We start from the raw sequence: 18,428 nt of genomic DNA on the forward strand, positions 1-18,428 counted from the left end.
CGATGGCGGAACTGACGACGCAAACCGTAGCCCCCGCGCTGCCGCGCGCGCAGAACCGGGTGCTGAAGAAATTCCTCGGCAATAAAAGCGCGGTGATTGGCGCGCTTGTGGTGGGTTTCTTTGTGCTGGTGGCGCTGCTGGCGCCGTGGATCGCCCCGTTTGATCCGGTTAAAGCCAACTTCCTTGCGGTGCGCAAAGCGCCGTCAGCGATGTACTGGTTCGGCACCGACGAGCTGGGGCGCGACATTTTGTCCCGCATTATCTGGGGAGCGCGAACCTCGCTGATGGCGGGCTGTATGTCGGTGGTTATCGCGGTGGTCATCGGCGTGCCGCTGGGGCTGGTGGCGGGCTACTTCCAGAAGATGTGGGACGGCGTCATCTCGCGCTTTATCGAGGCGCTGCTGGCCTGTCCGTTCCTGATCATGGCGATCGCGCTGGGGGCATTTTTAGGCCCGAGCCTGACCAATGCGATGATCGCCATCGGTCTTTCGGCGATGCCGATCTTCGCCCGCCTGACGCGCGGGCAGGTGATCGCCATTCGCAACGAAGAGTACATCGACGGCGCGCGGGCGATAGGCCTGCCGGATCGCTGGATCATCATTAAATACGTTCTGCCAAACGTGATGTCGCCGATCCTGGTTCAGGCCACGCTGGCCATTGCCTCGGCGATTATTGCCGAAGCCAGCCTGTCGTTTTTAGGGCTGGGGCAGCAGCCGCCCAATCCGTCCTGGGGGTCCATGCTCAATACCGCGAAAGGTTTCCTTGAGCAGGCACCGTGGATGTCCGTTTTCCCCGGCGTGGCGATTTTCCTTGCCGTGCAGGGCTTTAATTTACTTGGCGACGGGCTGCGCGATGCGCTCGATCCGCGCCACGACTAAGGAGTCATGATGACCAAAGCGCTTGATTTTACATCCGGTTACGCTTCACGCCGCCCGCCGATGATGGGCCACAACGCCGTTGCCACTTCGCAGCCGCTGGCGGCGCAGGCGGGAATGAAAATGCTGCAGCTGGGTGGTAATGCCGTCGATGCGGCCATTGCCACCGCCATGGCGCTGACCGTTGTTGAGCCGACCGGCAACGGCATCGGCAGCGACGCCTTTGCCATCGTCTGGGACGGTGAAAAACTTCACGGCCTGAACGCGTCCGGGCGCTCGCCGGCCAGCTGGCATGCGGATCTGTTTGCCGGTAAAAGCGCAGTGCCGGAAATCGGCTGGGACGCGGTGACGGTGCCGGGTGCGGTGTCGGGCTGGGTGGCCCTGGCGGAACGCTTCGGCACGCTGCCGCTGACCACGCTGGCGCAGCCTGCGATTGACTACGCGCGCAACGGCTTCCCGGTCTCGCCGCTGATTGGTCATCTCTGGCAGCGCGGCTATAACAAGCTGAAAGATCAGCCGGGCTTTAGCGCCTGCTTCGCGCCGGAAGGCCGCGCCCCGCGCGTGGGGGAGATCTTCCGTAATCCAGCGCAGGCTCATTCGCTGGAGCTGATTGCCAAAACCAACGGTGAAGCCTTTTACCGTGGTGAGCTGGCGCAGAAAATCGCCGCCTTCGCCCAGGAGCATGGCGCGCACCTGTCAGCGGAAGATCTGGCAAACCATCGCGTGGACTGGGTTGACCTGCTGTCGCGCGACTTCGCGGGCGGCTCGGTACAGGAGCTGCCGCCAAACGGGCAGGGGATCGCCACGCTGATTGCGCTCGGTATTCTGGAGCAGTGCGGCATTGAGAAACATCATCCGGACTCCGTGCAGTCTCTGCACTTATCCATTGAAGCCATGAAGCTGGCGCTGGCGGATCTCGACCGCTACGTGGCGGATGAAGAACATATGGAGTTCGCAGCAAAAGAGCTGCTGAGCGACCACTATCTGAAGTCGCGTGCGGCGCTTATCGATCGCGATAACGCCTCTGACTTTGTGTACGGATCACCGACGCAGAGCGGCACGGTCTACATCAGCACCGCGGACGCCAGCGGGATGATGGTTTCGTTTATCCAGTCCAACTTTATGGGCTTCGGTTCAGGCATTGTGGTGCCGGATACCGGAATCAGCCTGCAAAACCGCGGCTGCGGCTTTGTGCTCGATCCCAAACACCCGAACGCGCTGGCGGGCAGCAAGCGTCCTTTCCACACCATCATTCCGGGCTTTGCGATGGACGGCAGCGGCAAGCCGCTGATGTCCTTCGGCGTGATGGGCGGCCCGATGCAGGCGCAGGGGCATATGCAGATGGCGCTGCGCATCATGCTGCACGGGCAAAACCCGCAGGCGGCCATCGACGCGCCGCGCTGGCGCGTGGTGCAGGGCAGGGAGGTGATTGTTGAATCGACGTTCGATCGCAACACCATTGCCGCGCTGCGCGAGCGCGGGCATCAGATAGTGGTGGAAGATCCGCTCCAGGATTACAACTTCGGCGGTGCGCAGGTGATCTATCGTATGCCGGAAGGGCACTACGTGGCCGCGACGGAGAGCCGCAAGGACGGGCAGGCGTTAGTGAGTTAAAAGAAGCGAGCAACATTGGTAGGCCGGGTAAGGCGTAGCCGCCACCCGGCATTTTTTCACCCAATGCTAAACGGATCCGCATCCTGCCAGGCCGGAAACTTCTCCCGATACTCCTTCAGCGCCGTCAACGACAGCTCCGCATCAATGCGCGTCGCCTGATGCGGTTCGGCGGTGGCAATAATCTCGCCCTGCGGATTCACCACCCGGCTGTCGCCGCGATAGTGGTGGCCGTTGCCGTCCGTCCCCACGCGGTTACAGCCCACCACGTACGCCTGGTTTTCAATCGCGCGAGCCACCAGCAGCGCCTGCCAGTGCAGCGAGCGCGGCGCGGGCCAGTTGGCGACGTACAGCGCCAGGTCGTAATCGTTGCGGTTGCGCGACCATACCGGGAAGCGCAGGTCGTAGCAGACCAGCGGCAGGATGCGCCAGCCGCGCCACTCGAACACCACGCGTTCGTTACCGGCTTCATAATGATGATGTTCATCGGCCATGCGGAACAGGTGGCGTTTATCGTAAAAATGCACCTTTCCTTCCGGCTCAACCAGCAGGAAGCGGTTCACCGGGCCGCGTTCCGTCTGCAGTGCGGCGCTCCCGGCGATCAGCGCGTTGGTTTGCTGCGCTTTGGCATGCATCCAGGCGACCACCTCTTCCTGGGGCATCGACTGTTTCGCCGCTTCCATCGCAAAGCCGGTGGTAAACATCTCCGGCAGGACAATCACATCTCGCCCGGTAATCTCTTCCAGTTGACGATCAAAGTGGCGCAGGTTGGCAGGGCCATCCATCCACACTAAAGGCTGCTGCAAAATCGAAATCTTCAAACCAGGCACGATACAGACTCCTCAAACGACCCCTTTTTGACACTGTAGCACGTCATTACGAGAAAATGTGGCAATAAAAAACCCCGCACCGGGCGGGGTTTGTCAGAGCGAAGCGGGTTATGCCGCTTCAGGTTTGCGGTGCTTCTCCGGCAGCTTTACCGGCTGCGTCGCCAGCTCTTCCGGTTCGAAATCATCCACGTTAATACTGCGCAGACGGCTCTCTTCGGCTTTCACCAGCAGCGCAGCTTCGTCGTTATTGATAATGCCACCGGCCAGCGCCTGTTTCGCCAGTTCGTCCAGACGGGTAAACGGCAGGTTTTTACCCAGCTGTTTGCAGATTTTCTGGTGAATCGGGTCGGCGGCCATCACGTCCAGCAGCGCCTCTTCCAGCAGGCCCACCGGGTTATGCGGCGTTGGTGCCAGATACTGACCGCGGCCAATGCGGGAGCGGGTGGCGCTCGGAACCTGCAGGATCTTCGCCACTTTGTGGTCCAGCTTGTCGGACGGCGCCAGATGATGACGACCGGTCGGGAAGATCACCACGCGCAGAGCGCCAGCCACGAAGCGGTTCGGGAAGTTCGCCAGCAGGTCGTCAATCGCCTGTTCCGCCTGATACATCGCATCCTGCACGCCCCAGTGCACCAGCGGCAGATCCGCTTCCTGACGGCCTTCGTCGTCGTAGCGTTTCAGCACCGCAGAGGCCAGGAAGATCTGGCTCAGCACGTCGCCCAGACGGGCGGAGATACGCTCGCGACGCTTCAGGCTACCGCCCAGCACCGCCATGGAAACATCAGACAGCAGAGCCAGGTTGGCGCTCAGACGGTTCAGATGCTGGTAGTAACGTTTGGTCGCATCGCCGGTTGGCGTCGCGCTGGTCAGGCCGCGCGTCAGGCCCAGCCAGAAGCTCCGCACCTTGTTGCTGCCCACGTGACCGATATGTTTGAACAGCAGTTTGTCGAAGGCGTCCACGTCGTTATTCTGCGCAGCGGCCATCTCTTCCAGCACGTACGGATGGCAGCGAATCGCACCCTGGCCGAAGATCATCATGCTGCGGGTCAGGATGTTGGCCCCTTCCACGGTGATGGCAATCGGGGCGCCCTGATAGCCGCGCGCCAGGAAGTTGCCTTCGCCGAGCATAATACCTTTACCGCCCGCGATATCCATCGCGTCAATGATCGACTGCTGCGCGCGGTGGGTACAGTGGTACTTCACAATCGCGGACAGCACGGCCGGTTTTTCGCCCAGCATGATGCCATAGGTAATCAGGGATGCAGCGGCGTCCATCACGTAGGCGTTGCCCGCGATGCGCGCCAGCGGCTCTTCGATACCTTCCATCTTGCCAATGGAGATTTTGAACTGACGGCGAATGTGGGCATAAGCGCCAATTCCCATCGCGACGGACTTCAGGCCACCGGTTGAGTTCGACGGCAGGGTAATACCGCGACCCACCGACAGACATTCCACCAGCATGCGCCAGCCCTGACCGGCCATTTTCGGGCCGCCGATGATGTAGTCAATCGGCACGAAGATATCCTGGCCGCGGGTCGGGCCGTTCTGGAACGGCACGTTCAGCGGGAAGTGACGACGGCCAATTTCAACGCCCGGCGTCGAGGTTGGGATCAGCGCGCAGGTAATGCCCAGATCCTCTTCACCGCCCAGCAGTTTTTCCGGGTCGGAGAGCTTAAAGGCCAGGCCCAGCACGGTGGCGATAGGCGCCAGGGTGATATAGCGTTTGTTCCAGGTCAGGCGCATGCCCAGCACCTGCTGGCCCTGCCACTCGCCCATACAGACCACGCCGGTATCCGGGATTGCGCCTGCATCGGAGCCTGCTTCCGGGCTGGTCAGCGCGAAGCACGGGATTTCCTGACCGCGCGCCAGTCGCGGCAGATAGTGATCTTTCTGCTCTTCCGTACCATAGTGCTGCAGCAGTTCGCCCGGGCCTAAGGAGTTCGGTACGCCGACGGTAATCGCCAGGATCCCGGAAACACCCGCCAGCTTTTGCAGCACGCGAGCCTGCGCGTAAGCGGAGAACTCAAGACCGCCGTACTCTTTCTTAATGATCATCGCGAAGAAGCGATGCTCTTTCAGGTACGCCCACAGCTCCGGCGGCAGGTCGGCCATTTCGTGGGTGATAGCAAAGTCGTTCGCCATGCGGCACGCTTCTTCCACCGGGCCGTCAATAAAGGCCTGTTCTTCGGCGGTCAGGCGCGGCTGCGGATAGTTGTGCAGCTTTTTCCAGTCCGGGTTACCCTGGAACAGGTCGCCTTCCCACCAGGTGGTGCCCGCATCAATCGCTTCTTTCTCGGTGCGCGACATCGGCGGCATCACTTTGCGGAAGCCTTTAAATACTGGCGCGGAGATCATCGACTTACGCATCGGGGCCAGGTTAAACGGCAGCAGAATGATGGCAAGAGGGACCAAAATCCAGATATTCCAGAGACCTGCGACGCCAAGCGCAGCCGTCCAGGCCAGAAGAATCAGGCTGCTCAGGAATAAACTGACGCGGTGATAGAACAACACACCGAGCAGTACAACGGTTGCGAGAATGCTCAAAATCATCATAAAGAAAAGCTCCCTTGCTTGTAGGAGGTCTGACCACTTGTGATGATATGGTTGTAGTTGATGTGAATTCCTTTAGCAATGTGTTTACAAAATAATTACAACCTGGTTCACATTGTTCGCGTTTTCGCCGGCACAAAAAATCAAAACGCCGGACGATTCGCATGGCTTTAGCTTCTCGCTTTTCCCGCTATCCGGTACACTCCACTGTGTTATTTCATCAATACTGAAGGATTATCCTCATGTACCAGGATCTTATTCGTAACGAACTGAACGAAGCGGCGGAAACGCTGGCGAACTTTCTGAAAGATGATGCCAATATTCACGCTATTCAGCGCGCGGCGGTCCTGCTGGCCGACAGTTTTAAGGCCGGTGGCAAAGTGCTCTCCTGCGGTAACGGCGGTTCCCACTGTGACGCCATGCACTTCGCCGAAGAGCTGACCGGACGCTATCGCGAAAACCGTCCGGGCTACCCGGCGATTGCGATTTCCGACGTGAGCCACATCTCCTGCGTAGGCAACGACTTCGGTTACGACCACATCTTTTCCCGCTACGTTGAGGCAGTAGGCCGTGAAGGCGACGTGCTGCTGGGTATCTCTACCTCCGGTAACTCCGCGAACGTGATCAAAGCGATCGCCGCCGCGCGTGAAAAAGGGATGAAGGTCATCACCCTGACCGGGAAAGATGGCGGTAAGATGGACGGTACGGCGGATATCGAAATTCGCGTTCCGCACTTCGGCTATGCAGATCGCGTTCAGGAAATTCACATCAAAGTGATCCACATCCTGATCCAGCTGATCGAAAAAGAGATGGTTAAGTAAGACTTCGCTGGGGGGCGCCGGTGCCCCCCGCTGTTGTGGAGGTGATGTATGTGCGAACTGCTCGGGATGAGCGCCAATGTGCCAACCGATATCTGCTTTAGCTTCACCGGGCTGGTTCAGCGCGGTGGGGGAACCGGGCCGCATAAAGACGGCTGGGGCATCACCTTCTATGAAGGCAAAGGGTGTCGCACGTTCAAAGATCCACAGCCCAGCTTTAACTCACCGATTGCCAAACTGGTGCAGGACTATCCCATTAAATCTTGTTCGGTGATCGCGCATATTCGCCAGGCAAACCGCGGCGAAGTTGCGCTGGAAAATACCCATCCCTTTACCCGCGAGCTGTGGGGCCGTAACTGGACCTACGCGCACAACGGGCAGCTTACGGGCTATAAATCTCTGGAAACGGGCAACTTCCGTCCGGTGGGCGAAACGGACAGCGAGAAGGCCTTCTGCTGGCTGCTGCATAAGCTGACGGAACGTTATCCGCGCACGCCCGGCAATATGGCCGCCGTATTCAAATACATCGCGACGCTGGCAGCCGAATTGCGTGAAAAAGGCGTGTTTAACATGCTGTTGTCTGACGGGCGCTACGTGATGGCGTTCTGCTCGACGAATCTCTTCTGGATCACGCGCCGCGCGCCGTTTGGCGTCGCTACGCTGCTCGATCAGGATGTGGAGATAGATTTTCAGAAAGAGACCACACCGAACGATGTGGTCACCGTTATTGCAACGCAGCCGCTGACGGGCAACGAAACCTGGCAAAAGATTATGCCAGGCGAGTGGGTGCTATTTTGTCTCGGGGACCGTGTAATTTGAGGCCAGCTGCGGGTGGACGACTTCGTGGCTCAGCGGTTTGCTGACCACGTAACGGCCATCAACGATAGAGACTACCGGAGGCTTGTGGGTCTGCTCAAAGTAGTCATAACCCGGCTTGAGCTGTTTCCAGAAATCGGCGTAGTAAGAGTACTTATGGCGCGCCATATTGGCATCGGTCATGCGGAACGGATAGATGCTGACCTGAACGTTAGGCTGCCCAAAGACCAGTGCGCCGGTTACGAACTGGAAAATCTCATCAATGCCGGAGTCGGTCATCGCGTAGCAGCCGACAGACACGCAGGCACCGTGGATCATCAGGTATTTCCCTTCATAACCGTGAGCACGGTCATAGGCGTTCGGGAAACCGATGTTGATGGCTTTATAGAAGCGGCTATCCGGCTTTAACTGGTTACGCTGAACGTTGTAAAAACCTTCCGGGCTTTTGAAATCGCCCTGACGCTGTTTCGGGCCCAGCCCGCCGGAATAGTTACAAATTTTGTAGCTATCAAGCAGCTGATATGTTTCGCCCATTTTTACAAACAGATCGAGCGTGCGCTCTTCCTTGAAGATTTGAATATAAACCGGGGATCCCATTAACTGCTGTTTATATTCTTTGCTGATCGGCGTGGTGGAGCTGTTGCTGCTGAGCAGCCCGGCAAACGACATGCACGGAATCAGAAGCATCGCAATGAACAATGCGATTTTACGCATACTACAAATTCCTTGATAAAACCTGGACTAACTTGCCAGGACGGCAAAAGAGACCCGAAATCAGATTATTCTGTTAGGTGCGCTCACATTAGCACCGCTATAGATTTTCGCAAGAGCCGGGCGGTGAGTTTACAAATTAGTTTTACTTTATAAACCATCAAAAATGCGCTGGCTCCAGGAACTTTGCGTAATAGCTCGCATTTTGGCGCGCCCGACGGTGGATCCCCTGCCCGAGAGAAGGGGAAAATGTTACACTTTGCGCCCACTGGATTGTTGTTTATGGAAACCTGCTAACCACATGTTTAAAATAAAAAAAGGACTTAATTTGCCGATTGCAGGCGTGCCTGAGCAGCACGTCTCGTGTGGCGCAAGCGTCCGTCATGTCGCAATTTTAGGTGACGATTATCTGGGCATGCGTCCTTCAATGCTGGTGCAGGAGGGCGATCGCGTGATCAAAGGGCAAGCGCTCTTTGAAGACAAAAAAAATCCCGGCGTCATGTTCACGGCCCCCGCCAGCGGCACCGTGGTAGCGATCAACCGCGGCGAGCGTCGCGTGCTGCAGTCGGTGGTAATCCGCATTGAAGGCGATGAACAGCGTGAGTTTGCTCGTTATGATGCGGCAGACCTCGCGACGCTTAGCCGCGAAGATGTGCAGGCTCAGCTGCTCGCATCCGGCCTGTGGACGGCGCTGCGTACGCGTCCTTTCAGCAAATCCCCCGTTCCTGATACCGCCCCGGCTGCCATTTTCGTGACGGCCATCGACACCAACCCGCTCAGCGCAGACCCGCAGCCCATTATCCTGGCGCAGCGTAAAGCCTTTGATGCCGGGCTGACCGTTCTGACTCGCCTGACGCCCGGAAAAGTGCACGTTTGCCAGGCCAGCGGCGGCAAGCTTGGCGGCCATCCGCAGGGGCAGGTTACGTTTAATGAATTTTCCGGCCCGCATCCGGCGGGTCTGGTCGGGACCCATATCCACTTCCTTGAGCCGGTAAGCCTTAAAAAACAGGTCTGGCACCTTAATTATCAGGATGTCATTGCCATCGGTAAACTCTTTACTACGGGTGAACTCTGCGCTGAACGGATTATCGCTATCGGCGGGCCGCAGGCCGCAAACCCGCGTCTGGTTAAGACGCTTCTGGGAGCAGACATTAATGAACTGCTGGCAGGGGAACAGAAAGAGGGTGAAAACCGCCTCATTTCCGGTTCGGTACTCAGCGGCCGCCGCGCTGTCAATGCGCACGCGTACCTGGGACGTTTCCATCTTCAGGTGAGCGTCGTTCTTGAAGGGCGTGAGAAAGAGCTGTTCGGCTGGGTTCTGCCTGGCGCAGAAAAATACTCCGTCACCCGCACCACGCTTGGCCACTTTCTGCGTCATAAGCTCTTTAACTTCTCTACCAGCACAAACGGCGGCGAGCGCGCGATGGTTCCGATTGGCAACTACGAACGTGTAATGCCGCTGGATATTCTGCCTACCGTGCTGCTGCGCGATCTTCTGGCAGGCGATACCGACGGCGCGCAGGCGCTCGGTTGCCTGGAACTGGATGAAGAAGATCTGGCGCTCTGTACCTATGTGTGTCCGGGTAAATACGAATATGGACCCGTATTACGCGAGGTGTTAACCCGCATTGAGCAGGAAGGATAACCATGGGATTAAAGCACCTCTTTGAAAAAATTGAGCCGCACTTTACCGAAGGGAAGCTCAAAAAGTACTACCCGCTGTATGAAGCGACGACGACTATTTTCTACACTCCGGGTCTGGTGACGAAAGGGGCAGCGCACGTTCGCGATGCCATCGACCTGAAACGCATGATGATCCTGGTGTGGTTTGCGGTTTTCCCGGCCATGTTCTGGGGCATGTACAACGTTGGTCTGCAAACCATTCCGGCGCTGCATCATATGTACGACACCCAGCAGCTGGCGCAGGTGATCCAGTCTGACTGGCACTATCGTCTGGCGCAGTCGCTGGGCGTGAGCTTTGCGGCTGATGCAGGCTGGGTCAGCATGATGACGCTGGGGGCCGTCTTCTTCCTGCCGATCTACATGACCGTCTTTATCGTGGGCGGCTTCTGGGAAGTGCTGTTCGCCATCATCCGCAAACACGAGATCAACGAAGGCTTCTTCGTGACCTCCATTCTGTTTGCGCTGATTGTTCCGCCGACTCTGCCGCTCTGGCAGGCGGCGATGGGGATTAGCTTTGGCGTGGTGATTGCCAAAGAGATTTTCGGCGGCACCGGTCGTAACTTCCTCAACCCGGCGCTGGCGGGGCGTGCGTTCCTGTTCTTTGCTTACCCGGCGCAGATTTCGGGCGACCTGGTGTGGACGGCTGCGGACGGTTTCTCCGGCGCGACGCCGCTTTCTCAGTGGGCGGCAGGTGGCGGCGAAACGCTGGTCAACAATGCTACCGGCCAGCCTGTCACCTGGTTTGATGCGTTTCTTGGCAACATTCCGGGCTCCATTGGCGAAGTATCTACCCTGATGATTTTGATCGGCGGGGCCATCATCCTCTTTGGCCGCGTGGCCTCCTGGCGCATCGTCGCGGGCGTTATGCTCGGCATGGTGCTTACCGCCACGCTGTTCAACCTCATTGGTTCAGACACGAACCCGATGTTCTCCATGCCGTGGTACTGGCACCTGGTGCTGGGAGGTTTTGCGTTTGGCATGATGTTCATGGCCACCGATCCCGTCTCGGCTTCCTTTACCGACAGGGGGAAATGGTGTTACGGCGCGCTCATTGGCGTGATGTGTGTACTGATTCGCGTGGTCAACCCGGCCTATCCGGAAGGGATGATGTTGGCCATTCTGTTTGCCAACCTGTTTGCGCCGCTGTTCGACTACCTGGTCGTGCGCGCCAACATTAAGCGGAGGAAGGCGCGTGGCTGAGGTTAAAAATAACGACAGCATCAGCAAAACGCTGCTGGTGGTTTTGGTACTGTGTCTGGTCTGTTCCATCGTGGTTGCCGGTTCCGCCGTAGGGTTGAAACCGCTGCAGCAGGAACAGCGCGCGCTGGATAAACAGCGTAACATCCTGGCCGTTGCCGGGCTGATGCAGGAAGGCATGACGAAGGACGACGTCGCTGCCGTGTTTGCTGAACGCATTACCGCACGGCTGGTGGATTTAAAAACCGGCGAGCTGATGGATAAAGACCCGGCGAAATATAACCAGGCGCTGGCATTAAAGGATCCGCAGATGAGCACCGTGCTTGACGCCTCGCAGGATCCGGCTGGCATTAAGCGCCGCAGCAATGTGGCGGAGATTTACCTCGTTCGTGACGAGCAGAAGCGCATACAGGAAATCGTGTTGCCCATCTACGGCAACGGCTTATGGTCAATGATGTATGCGTTTGTGGCACTGGATACCGATGGCCGCACGGTCAAAGGTATTACTTATTACGATCAGGGCGAAACGCCGGGGCTGGGTGGCGAAGTGGAAAATCCTAACTGGCGTGCGCAGTTTATCGGTAAAAAAGTGCTCAATGATAACGGTCAACCTGCGCTGAAGGTGGTGAAAGGAGGCGCGCGTCCTGGGGATGAATTCGCCGTTGACGGTCTTTCCGGCGCCACACTCACCTCTAACGGGGTGCAGCACAGTTTTGATTTCTGGATGGGTGAACTGGGCTTTGGTCCCTTCCTGAAGAACGTACGTGAAGGAGCGCTGAACAATGGCTGATACGGGTGAACTGAAAGAAGTTAAAAAGGTGCTGATTGGCCCACTTTTAGCCAATAACCCGATAACCCTGCAGGTGCTGGGTGTGTGCTCGGCTCTGGCGGTAACGACCAAGCTGGAAACGGCGGTGGTGATGACGCTGGCGGTAACGCTGGTGACGGCGTTTTCCAGCATGTTTATCTCGATGATCCGCCACCACATCCCCAACAGCGTGAGGATCATCGTGCAGATGGCGATCATCGCCTCGCTGGTGATCGTGGTCGATCAGCTGCTGCGCGCTTTCGCCTACGAAACCTCGAAGCAGCTTTCGGTGTTTGTCGGCCTGATTATCACCAACTGCATCGTGATGGGGCGCGCTGAAGCCTACGCCATGAAAATGCCGCCGCTGGCGAGCTTTATGGACGGTATCGGCAACGGCCTGGGCTACGGCGTGATCCTCCTGACGGTCGGTTTCCTGCGCGAGCTGATTGGCAGCGGCAAGCTGTTTGGCGTTCAGGTGCTGGATACGGTACAGAACGGCGGCTGGTATCTGCCGAACGGCCTGTTCCTGCTGGCCCCAAGCGCATTTTTCATTATCGGTTTGCTGATCTGGCTGATTCGTACGCTGAAGCCTGAGCAGCAGGAAAAGGAGTAACCGACAATGGCTCATTACCTGAGTTTATTTGTGCGCGCGGTGTTTGTTGAAAACATGGCGCTCGCCTTCTTCCTGGGCATGTGTACGTTCCTTGCCGTCTCTAAAAAGGTCTCGACGGCATTTGGCCTGGGCGTGGCGGTCACCGTTGTGCTGGGGCTTTCGGTTCCGATTAACAACCTGGTGTTCAACTTCGTGCTGCGGGACGGCGCGCTGGTGGAAGGCGTCGATCTTAGCTTCCTGAACTTCATCACCTTCATCGGGGTGATTGCGGCGCTGGTACAAATCCTGGAGATGATCCTCGATAAGTATTTCCCGTCGCTGTACAACGCGCTGGGGATCTTCCTGCCGTTGATCGCGGTGAACTGCGCCATCTTCGGTGGCGTCTCGTTTATGGTTCAGCGCGATTACAACTTCAGTGAATCGGTGGTGTACGGCTTCGGTTCCGGTATCGGCTGGATGCTGGCGATTGTCACCATGGCGGGGATCCGTGAAAAAATGAAATATGCCAACGTGCCTGCGGGGCTGCGTGGCTTAGGGATCACCTTTATCACCACCGGCCTGATGGCGTTGGGCTTTATGTCCTTCTCCGGTGTGCAGCTATAAGGGCTAACAGATGGAAATTATTCTTGGCGTGGTGATGTTCACGCTGATAGTACTGGTGCTGTCAGGGCTGATTCTGGCGGCGCGCGCAAAGCTGGTTAATTCCGGGGATGTGATCATTGATATCAATGACGATCCGCAGAACCAGATCCGCACTCCGGCAGGGGACAAGCTGCTTAATACGCTCTCGGGCAACGGGATTTTTGTCTCGTCAGCCTGCGGTGGAGGCGGCTCATGCGGGCAGTGCCGTGTGACGGTGAAAGAGGGGGGCGGTGATATTCTGCCTACTGAACTGTCGCATATTACGAAGCGTGAAGCGAAAGAGGGGTGCCGCCTGGCGTGCCAGGTCGCGGTGCGTCAGAACATGAAGATTGAGCTGCCGGAAGAGATTTTCGGCGTGAAAAAATGGGAGTGCGAGGTTATCTCGAACGATAACAAAGCCACGTTTATTAAAGAGCTTAAGCTGCGTGTCCCTGAAGGGGAGAGCGTCCCGTTCCGTGCAGGCGGGTATATCCAGATTGAGTGTCCGGCGTACACCGTGGCGTATGCGGACTTCGACGTGCCCGATGAGTACCGGGCCGACTGGGATAAATTTAATCTCTTCCGCTTTGTTTCCGAGGTAAAAGAGCCCGCGCTGCGCGCCTATTCCATGGCTAACTACCCGGAAGAGAAGGGCATTATCATGCTCAACGTGCGTATCGCCACGCCGCCGCCAAACGTGCCTGACGCGCCGCCAGGCGTGATGTCGTCGTATATCTGGTCCCTTAAGCCAGGCGACAAGGTGACGATCTCCGGTCCGTTCGGCGAGTTTTTTGCTAAAGATACCGACGCGGAAATGGTCTTTATCGGCGGCGGTGCGGGTATGGCCCCTATGCGCTCGCACATCTTTGACCAGCTCAAGCGTCTCGGCAGCAAGCGTAAAATCAGCTTCTGGTACGGTGCGCGCTCGCTGCGCGAAATGTTCTACGACGATGAGTTTGAACAGCTGGCGCGTGAGAATCCGAACTTTACCTTCCACGTGGCGCTCTCCGATCCGCAGCCGGAAGATAACTGGACGGGCTATACGGGCTTCATTCACAACGTGCTGTATGAAAACTACCTCAAACAGCACCCGGCTCCGGAAGACTGCGAGTTCTATATGTGTGGTCCGCCAATGATGAACGCCGCCGTGATTAAGATGCTCAAAGATCTCGGCGTGGAAGATGAAAACATCCTCCTTGATGATTTCGGAGGCTGATTATGTTGACCTTTCTGGCAACCTTTGCGGTATTTTTGCTGGTGGTGTTCGGTATGTCTTTAGGCTGGATCATCAAGCGTAAAAGCATTCAGGGCAGCTGTGGAGGTATCTCTTCCATCGGAATGGAAAAGGTGTGCGACTGCCCGGAGCCCTGTGATGCCCGTAAAAAACGGATGGCCCGGGATCAGCAGAGGATCATCTAGGAAAAGGCCGCTTCGTGCGGCCTTTATCATTTATTTTGCCCAGCTTTTGGCTTTGGCTGGTGAGTCTACAAGAACCCCTTCGGCACCCAGTGTTTTCGCCTTCTGGTAATCCTCTTCAGAGTTCACGCCGATAAAAATCAGATGGGCATTGCCCTGAGAGCGGAAGCAGTCAACGGCCTCTTTGTCCCACGTTAATGTTGCAGGAGAGACACCTTCGCCTAAGGTGAATTTCTCGACCACTTCTACTTTTCGGTTTAACTCAAGCCCATACCAGTAATCGTCCATTTTTTGTGAAGGAGGCAGACATTCATGGCTCAACGAAATCGTGGCCAGACGCGTGCGGGTTTCGCTGCGCGTGACAAAGCGGGGGATTTCGACAGGCAATGCTTCCATATAGCGATCTTCGGTTGAATAAACGCGAACGCGATTCAGGCTGTTGGTCTCTTTCAGTACGTTAAGCAGCGCGTTGCCCATGGTCGCCGGATCGGCATCCGGAGATTTGATATCAATAAAAAACCGCGTGTCTGGCCAGGCCGCCAGTACCGACTTTAGCGTCGGTACTGGCGTATTCAGCATGTCTTTCGGCAGGCCCTTATCTTTCCACTTCACGCTGGCATCCGCTTTTGCCAGTTCTTCAGCGGTATACTGTGACACCTTTCCCTGCAGATTGGTTAACGCTTTCAGATCGGCAGGTCGATAGAGAACCGGTACGCCATCCCGACTGAGCTGCACGGTAATCCAGACGATATCTGCTTTGTTTTCGAGGGCGAGCTTAATGGCTGGCAGGGTATTTTCAGGTGCATCCGCAGTTCCGCCCCGGTGGGCAACGATCGCAGGGCTAGCAGATGCAGCACTCGCCAGAAACAGTAACGAAATCGAGAGAATTTTCTTCATGAATAATTACGCTCCATTGATTACCTAAGTGTATGTATATAAAGGTTTTATTACGAATGTTTGTAACACGTTTATATGACAACCGTGAGTAAGGAAAATAGCTGACGCATTTTTTGCCTTTTGTTATACTGTATATAAATACATGTGTGGTATGACCGATGCGCAAAATAATCCATGTCGATATGGACTGCTTTTTTGCCGCAGTGGAGATGCGTGACAACCCGGCGCTGCGGGATATTCCCATCGCCATTGGCGGCAGCCGCGTTCAGCGCGGTGTGATCAGCACCGCCAACTATCCTGCACGCAAATTTGGCGTGCGCAGCGCCATGCCGACGGCGATGGCGCTGAAACTGTGTCCGCACCTTACTCTTTTGCCCGGGCGCTTTGACGCCTATAAAGAAGCCTCAAACCATATACGCGAAATCTTCTCCCGCTACACCTCACTGATTGAACCGCTTTCGCTGGACGAAGCCTATCTGGACGTCACCGACAGCCTGCACTGTCACGGCTCCGCTACCCTGATGGCGCAGGAGATCCGCCAGACCATTTTCAACGAGTTGAATCTCACCGCGTCGGCAGGCGTCGCGCCGGTAAAATTTCTCGCCAAAATTGCTTCCGATTTAAATAAACCCAACGGTCAGTACGTCATCACCCCTGAAGAGGTCCCGGCGTTTTTAAAAACGCTGCCGCTTGGCAAAATCCCCGGCGTAGGCAAAGTCTCCGCCGCGAAGCTGGAAAGTATGGGGTTACGCACCTGCGAAGACGTGCAGCGAAGCGACCTGGCTATGCTGCTCAAGCGCTTTGGGAAGTTTGGCCGCGTGCTGTGGGAGCGCAGTCAGGGCATTGACGACCGCGATGTAAACAACGAACGGCTTCGTAAATCGGTCGGGGTTGAGCGCACGCTGAGCGAAGACATCCATGACTGGTCGGAATGCGAAACCATTATTACGGAACAGCTCTATCCGGAGCTGGAGCGACGCCTGATCAAAGTAAAGCCTGATTTACTTATTGCCCGACAGGGCATCAAGCTGAAATTTAACGACTTTCAGCAGACGACGCAGGAGCACGTCTGGCCGCGCCTGAACAAAGAAGATCTTATCGCAACAGCGAAAAAGGCGTGGGAAGAACGACGAGGCGGACGAGGGGTGAGGCTGGTGGGACTGCACGTCACGCTGCTGGATCCGCAGCTGGAGCGTCAGCTGGTTTTGGGATTGTAGATTGCACTCATCGTAGGCCCGGCAAGCGTAGCGCCGCCGGGCAACAGACGACAAATTACTTCGCAGGGATCGCCTTCAGCAGTTCCGTCAACAGCGTCCAGTAATGGCCGACGCTTTCAATATGAACCTGCTCATCCGGCGAGTGTGGACCGGTAATGGTTGGCCCGATGGAAACCATGTCCATGTCCGGATACGGCTTCTTAAACAGACCACATTCCAGACCCGCGTGGATCACCTGGATGTTCGGGGTGCTGTTGAACAGACGCTGATAAGTTTCACGCACCAGCGCCATCACCGGAGAGCTTGCATCCGGCTGCCAGCCAGGGTAGCTGCCTTTGGCGGAGGTTTTCGCGCCCGCCAGCGCACCCAGAGATTCCAGCATGCTTACTACATACTCTTTACCGCTGTCGATCAGGGAGCGGATCAGGCAGATAATTTCCGCGCTGTCGTCGCTCATGGTCACCACGCCCACGTTCAGAGAGGTTTCCACCACGCCTTTCGCCACGTCAGAATTGCGAATCACGCCGTTTGGCGTCGCGTTCAGCAGCTGAACGAAGCTGTCGCGAGATTGCGCGGTCAGGGCGGCTTTATCCGTAGACACGGATTCCAGCACTACGGTCAGGTTCTTCTCTTTCGCCGACAGTTCGTTTTTCAGGATATCCAGGTAGACGCTGGAGAGTTTTTTCAGCTCGTCCGCTTTCGCCGCTGGCACCGCCACGGTGGCAAAGGCTTCGCGTGGGATCGCGTTGCGCAGGGTGCCGCCGTTGAAGTCCACCAGACGCAGGTCCAGCTCGGCCGCGTGGCCCGCCAGGAAGCGTGCCAGCAGTTTGTTGGCGTTGCCGAGACCCAGATGAATGTCGCCGCCAGAGTGGCCGCCTTTCAGCCCTTTCAGCGTCAGCTTGAAGGTCTGGAAGCCAGCAGGGATCGCTTCGCGTGACAGCGGCAGGGTAGAGATGAAATCAATCCCGCCCGCGCAGCCCATGTAGATCTCACCTTCTTCTTCGGAGTCGGTGTTGATCAGGATATCTGCCTGCAGCCAGTTCGCCTGCAGACCGAACGCGCCGTCCATGCCCGCTTCTTCGGTCATGGTCAGCAGCACTTCCAGCGGACCGTGTTCAACGCTGTCGTCAGCCAGCACCGCCAGCGCAGAGGCCATACCGATGCCGTTGTCCGCGCCCAGGGTGGTGCCGCGCGCTTTTACCCAGTCGCCATCGATGTACGGCTGTATTGGGTCTTTAGTGAAGTCGTGAACGGTGTCGTTGTTTTTCTGTGGCACCATGTCCAGGTGCGCCTGCAGTACAACCGGTTTACGGTTTTCCATGCCTGCGGTAGCTGGTTTGCGGATCAGAATGTTGCCAACCTGGTCGCGCTCTGCGTGCAGACCTTTTTCCTTCGCCCAACCCATAATATGTTCGGCAAGCTGTTCTTCATGGTAGGAAGGGTGTGGAATGGAGCAAATTTTGGCAAAAATATCCCACAGCGGCTGCGGAGATAATTGAGACAGTTCAGACACGATAAGTCTCCTTGTCGAGGCGCTGCAAACAGGGTTGCAGGCCACAGGGTTAGCAGGTTAATAGTTACCACAAGACAGGCTTGCGAGATGCAACTGAGAATACCACTTTCTCTGCTGGCTGGTAGCATAAAGCATGTAAAAACTCAGGCAGGGAGCGCTAAACACTGGTTTTTAGTGCGCCAGATCTCTATAATCTCGCGCAACCTATTTCCCCCTCGAACACTTTTTAAGCCGTATAAAAACAGGCTGGGA

The 18,428-nt window shown here is 56.9% G+C and carries 17 protein-coding genes; 12 read left to right on the forward strand and 5 right to left on the reverse strand.

Annotated features, from left to right (window positions below; translation table 11 throughout):
- Positions 1-2: 2 nt before the first annotated feature.
- On the forward strand, positions 3-878 hold the full coding sequence (locus tag APT89_RS05620) for an ABC transporter permease (RefSeq protein ID WP_041911143.1): 876 nt from the start codon (positions 3-5) through the stop codon (positions 876-878).
- Positions 879-887: 9 nt separating this feature from the next.
- On the forward strand, positions 888-2,489 hold the full coding sequence (locus APT89_RS05625; protein ID WP_041911142.1) for a gamma-glutamyltransferase family protein: 1,602 nt from the start codon (positions 888-890) through the stop codon (positions 2,487-2,489).
- A 56-nt stretch (positions 2,490-2,545) separates the two neighbouring features.
- Here APT89_RS05625 and APT89_RS05630 read toward each other — a convergent pair whose 3' ends face one another.
- Both APT89_RS05630 and fadE read right to left on the reverse strand, forming a co-directional pair.
- Positions 2,546-3,316, reverse strand: coding sequence for an amidohydrolase (locus APT89_RS05630; protein WP_041911141.1), 771 nt, complete (start codon positions 3,314-3,316; stop codon positions 2,546-2,548).
- 108 nt (positions 3,317-3,424) lie between these two features.
- Positions 3,425-5,869, reverse strand: coding sequence for an acyl-CoA dehydrogenase FadE (gene fadE / locus APT89_RS05635; protein ID WP_028012072.1), 2,445 nt, complete (start codon positions 5,867-5,869; stop codon positions 3,425-3,427).
- Positions 5,870-6,108: 239 nt separating this feature from the next.
- On the opposite strand from fadE, the gene lpcA reads away from it, so the two are divergent.
- Both lpcA and APT89_RS05645 read left to right on the forward strand, forming a co-directional pair.
- Positions 6,109-6,687, forward strand: coding sequence for a D-sedoheptulose 7-phosphate isomerase (gene lpcA, locus APT89_RS05640; protein WP_003863232.1), 579 nt, complete (start codon positions 6,109-6,111; stop codon positions 6,685-6,687).
- Between the two features lie 48 nt (positions 6,688-6,735).
- Entirely contained in the window at positions 6,736-7,503 is a 768-nt protein-coding gene (locus tag APT89_RS05645; protein ID WP_028012073.1) for a class II glutamine amidotransferase, read from the forward strand.
- Here the strand turns inward: APT89_RS05645 and dpaA are convergent.
- Entirely contained in the window at positions 7,474-8,214 is a 741-nt protein-coding gene (gene dpaA / locus APT89_RS05650; RefSeq protein WP_041911140.1) for a peptidoglycan meso-diaminopimelic acid protein amidase, read from the reverse strand. The two genes, APT89_RS05645 and dpaA, sit on opposite strands and share 30 nt — an antisense overlap.
- A 298-nt stretch (positions 8,215-8,512) precedes the next feature.
- Between dpaA and APT89_RS05655 the strand changes: the two genes are divergently transcribed.
- From APT89_RS05655 to nqrM, 7 genes are read left to right on the forward strand one after another with little or no spacing between them, the layout of a single operon-like run.
- Positions 8,513-9,856 (forward strand): Na(+)-translocating NADH-quinone reductase subunit A, encoded by a 1,344-nt coding sequence (locus APT89_RS05655; RefSeq protein ID WP_045630676.1) that lies wholly within the window; start codon positions 8,513-8,515, stop codon positions 9,854-9,856.
- A 2-nt stretch (positions 9,857-9,858) separates the two neighbouring features.
- Positions 9,859-11,094, forward strand: coding sequence for an NADH:ubiquinone reductase (Na(+)-transporting) subunit B (locus APT89_RS05660; RefSeq protein WP_060571904.1), 1,236 nt, complete (start codon positions 9,859-9,861; stop codon positions 11,092-11,094).
- Positions 11,087-11,881 (forward strand): Na(+)-translocating NADH-quinone reductase subunit C, encoded by a 795-nt coding sequence (locus APT89_RS05665; RefSeq protein ID WP_041911137.1) that lies wholly within the window; start codon positions 11,087-11,089, stop codon positions 11,879-11,881. Before APT89_RS05660 ends, APT89_RS05665 begins: the two co-directional genes overlap by 8 nt.
- On the forward strand, positions 11,874-12,512 hold the full coding sequence (locus APT89_RS05670) for an NADH:ubiquinone reductase (Na(+)-transporting) subunit D (protein WP_028012078.1): 639 nt from the start codon (positions 11,874-11,876) through the stop codon (positions 12,510-12,512). Before APT89_RS05665 ends, APT89_RS05670 begins: the two co-directional genes overlap by 8 nt.
- A gap of 6 nt (positions 12,513-12,518) precedes the next feature.
- Positions 12,519-13,115, forward strand: a complete 597-nt coding sequence (nqrE, locus tag APT89_RS05675) for an NADH:ubiquinone reductase (Na(+)-transporting) subunit E (protein WP_003863217.1) — start codon at positions 12,519-12,521, stop codon at positions 13,113-13,115.
- A 10-nt stretch (positions 13,116-13,125) separates the two neighbouring features.
- A complete protein-coding gene (gene nqrF / locus APT89_RS05680) occupies positions 13,126-14,349 on the forward strand; it encodes an NADH:ubiquinone reductase (Na(+)-transporting) subunit F (RefSeq protein ID WP_041911136.1) in 1,224 nt (407 codons plus the stop codon).
- A 2-nt stretch (positions 14,350-14,351) separates the two neighbouring features.
- Entirely contained in the window at positions 14,352-14,552 is a 201-nt protein-coding gene (gene nqrM / locus APT89_RS05685; protein WP_041911135.1) for a (Na+)-NQR maturation NqrM, read from the forward strand.
- A gap of 30 nt (positions 14,553-14,582) precedes the next feature.
- Here nqrM and APT89_RS05690 read toward each other — a convergent pair whose 3' ends face one another.
- Positions 14,583-15,446 carry a glycerophosphodiester phosphodiesterase family protein gene (locus APT89_RS05690; protein ID WP_060571905.1) on the reverse strand — a complete coding sequence of 288 codons (864 nt, stop codon included), beginning with the start codon at positions 15,444-15,446 and terminating at the stop codon, positions 14,583-14,585.
- Between the two features lie 158 nt (positions 15,447-15,604).
- Here APT89_RS05690 and dinB point away from each other — a divergent pair, with 158 nt between their 5' ends.
- Positions 15,605-16,663: a DNA polymerase IV gene (dinB, locus tag APT89_RS05695; RefSeq protein ID WP_041911133.1), complete on the forward strand. Its 1,059-nt coding sequence runs from the start codon at positions 15,605-15,607 to the stop codon at positions 16,661-16,663.
- A 55-nt stretch (positions 16,664-16,718) separates the two neighbouring features.
- Here dinB and pepD read toward each other — a convergent pair whose 3' ends face one another.
- Positions 16,719-18,176 carry a cytosol nonspecific dipeptidase gene (pepD, locus tag APT89_RS05700; RefSeq protein WP_045630671.1) on the reverse strand — a complete coding sequence of 486 codons (1,458 nt, stop codon included), beginning with the start codon at positions 18,174-18,176 and terminating at the stop codon, positions 16,719-16,721.
- Positions 18,177-18,428: the final 252 nt, after the last annotated feature.

The sequence above is a fragment of the Enterobacter sp. 50588862 genome, from assembly GCF_001462935.1.
In the GTDB taxonomy this organism is placed as follows: domain Bacteria; phylum Pseudomonadota; class Gammaproteobacteria; order Enterobacterales; family Enterobacteriaceae; genus Enterobacter; species Enterobacter bugandensis.

Excerpts from the sequence above, each read along its gene's own strand:
- APT89_RS05620 (WP_041911143.1), top strand. The coding sequence starts at position 3 with ATGGCGGAACTGACGACGCAAACCGTAGCCCCCGCGCTGCCGCGCGCG.
- APT89_RS05625 (WP_041911142.1), top strand. The coding sequence starts at position 888 with ATGACCAAAGCGCTTGATTTTACATCCGGTTACGCTTCACGCCGCCCG.
- fadE (WP_028012072.1), bottom strand. The coding sequence starts at position 5,869 with ATGATGATTTTGAGCATTCTCGCAACCGTTGTACTGCTCGGTGTGTTG.
- lpcA (WP_003863232.1), top strand. The coding sequence starts at position 6,109 with ATGTACCAGGATCTTATTCGTAACGAACTGAACGAAGCGGCGGAAACG.
- APT89_RS05645 (WP_028012073.1), top strand. The coding sequence starts at position 6,736 with ATGTGCGAACTGCTCGGGATGAGCGCCAATGTGCCAACCGATATCTGC.
- dpaA (WP_041911140.1), bottom strand. The coding sequence starts at position 8,214 with ATGCGTAAAATCGCATTGTTCATTGCGATGCTTCTGATTCCGTGCATG.
- APT89_RS05655 (WP_045630676.1), top strand. The coding sequence starts at position 8,513 with ATGTTTAAAATAAAAAAAGGACTTAATTTGCCGATTGCAGGCGTGCCT.
- APT89_RS05660 (WP_060571904.1), top strand. The coding sequence starts at position 9,859 with ATGGGATTAAAGCACCTCTTTGAAAAAATTGAGCCGCACTTTACCGAA.
- APT89_RS05670 (WP_028012078.1), top strand. The coding sequence starts at position 11,874 with ATGGCTGATACGGGTGAACTGAAAGAAGTTAAAAAGGTGCTGATTGGC.
- nqrE (WP_003863217.1), top strand. The coding sequence starts at position 12,519 with ATGGCTCATTACCTGAGTTTATTTGTGCGCGCGGTGTTTGTTGAAAAC.
- nqrF (WP_041911136.1), top strand. The coding sequence starts at position 13,126 with ATGGAAATTATTCTTGGCGTGGTGATGTTCACGCTGATAGTACTGGTG.
- nqrM (WP_041911135.1), top strand. The coding sequence starts at position 14,352 with ATGTTGACCTTTCTGGCAACCTTTGCGGTATTTTTGCTGGTGGTGTTC.
- APT89_RS05690 (WP_060571905.1), bottom strand. The coding sequence starts at position 15,446 with ATGAAGAAAATTCTCTCGATTTCGTTACTGTTTCTGGCGAGTGCTGCA.
- dinB (WP_041911133.1), top strand. The coding sequence starts at position 15,605 with ATGCGCAAAATAATCCATGTCGATATGGACTGCTTTTTTGCCGCAGTG.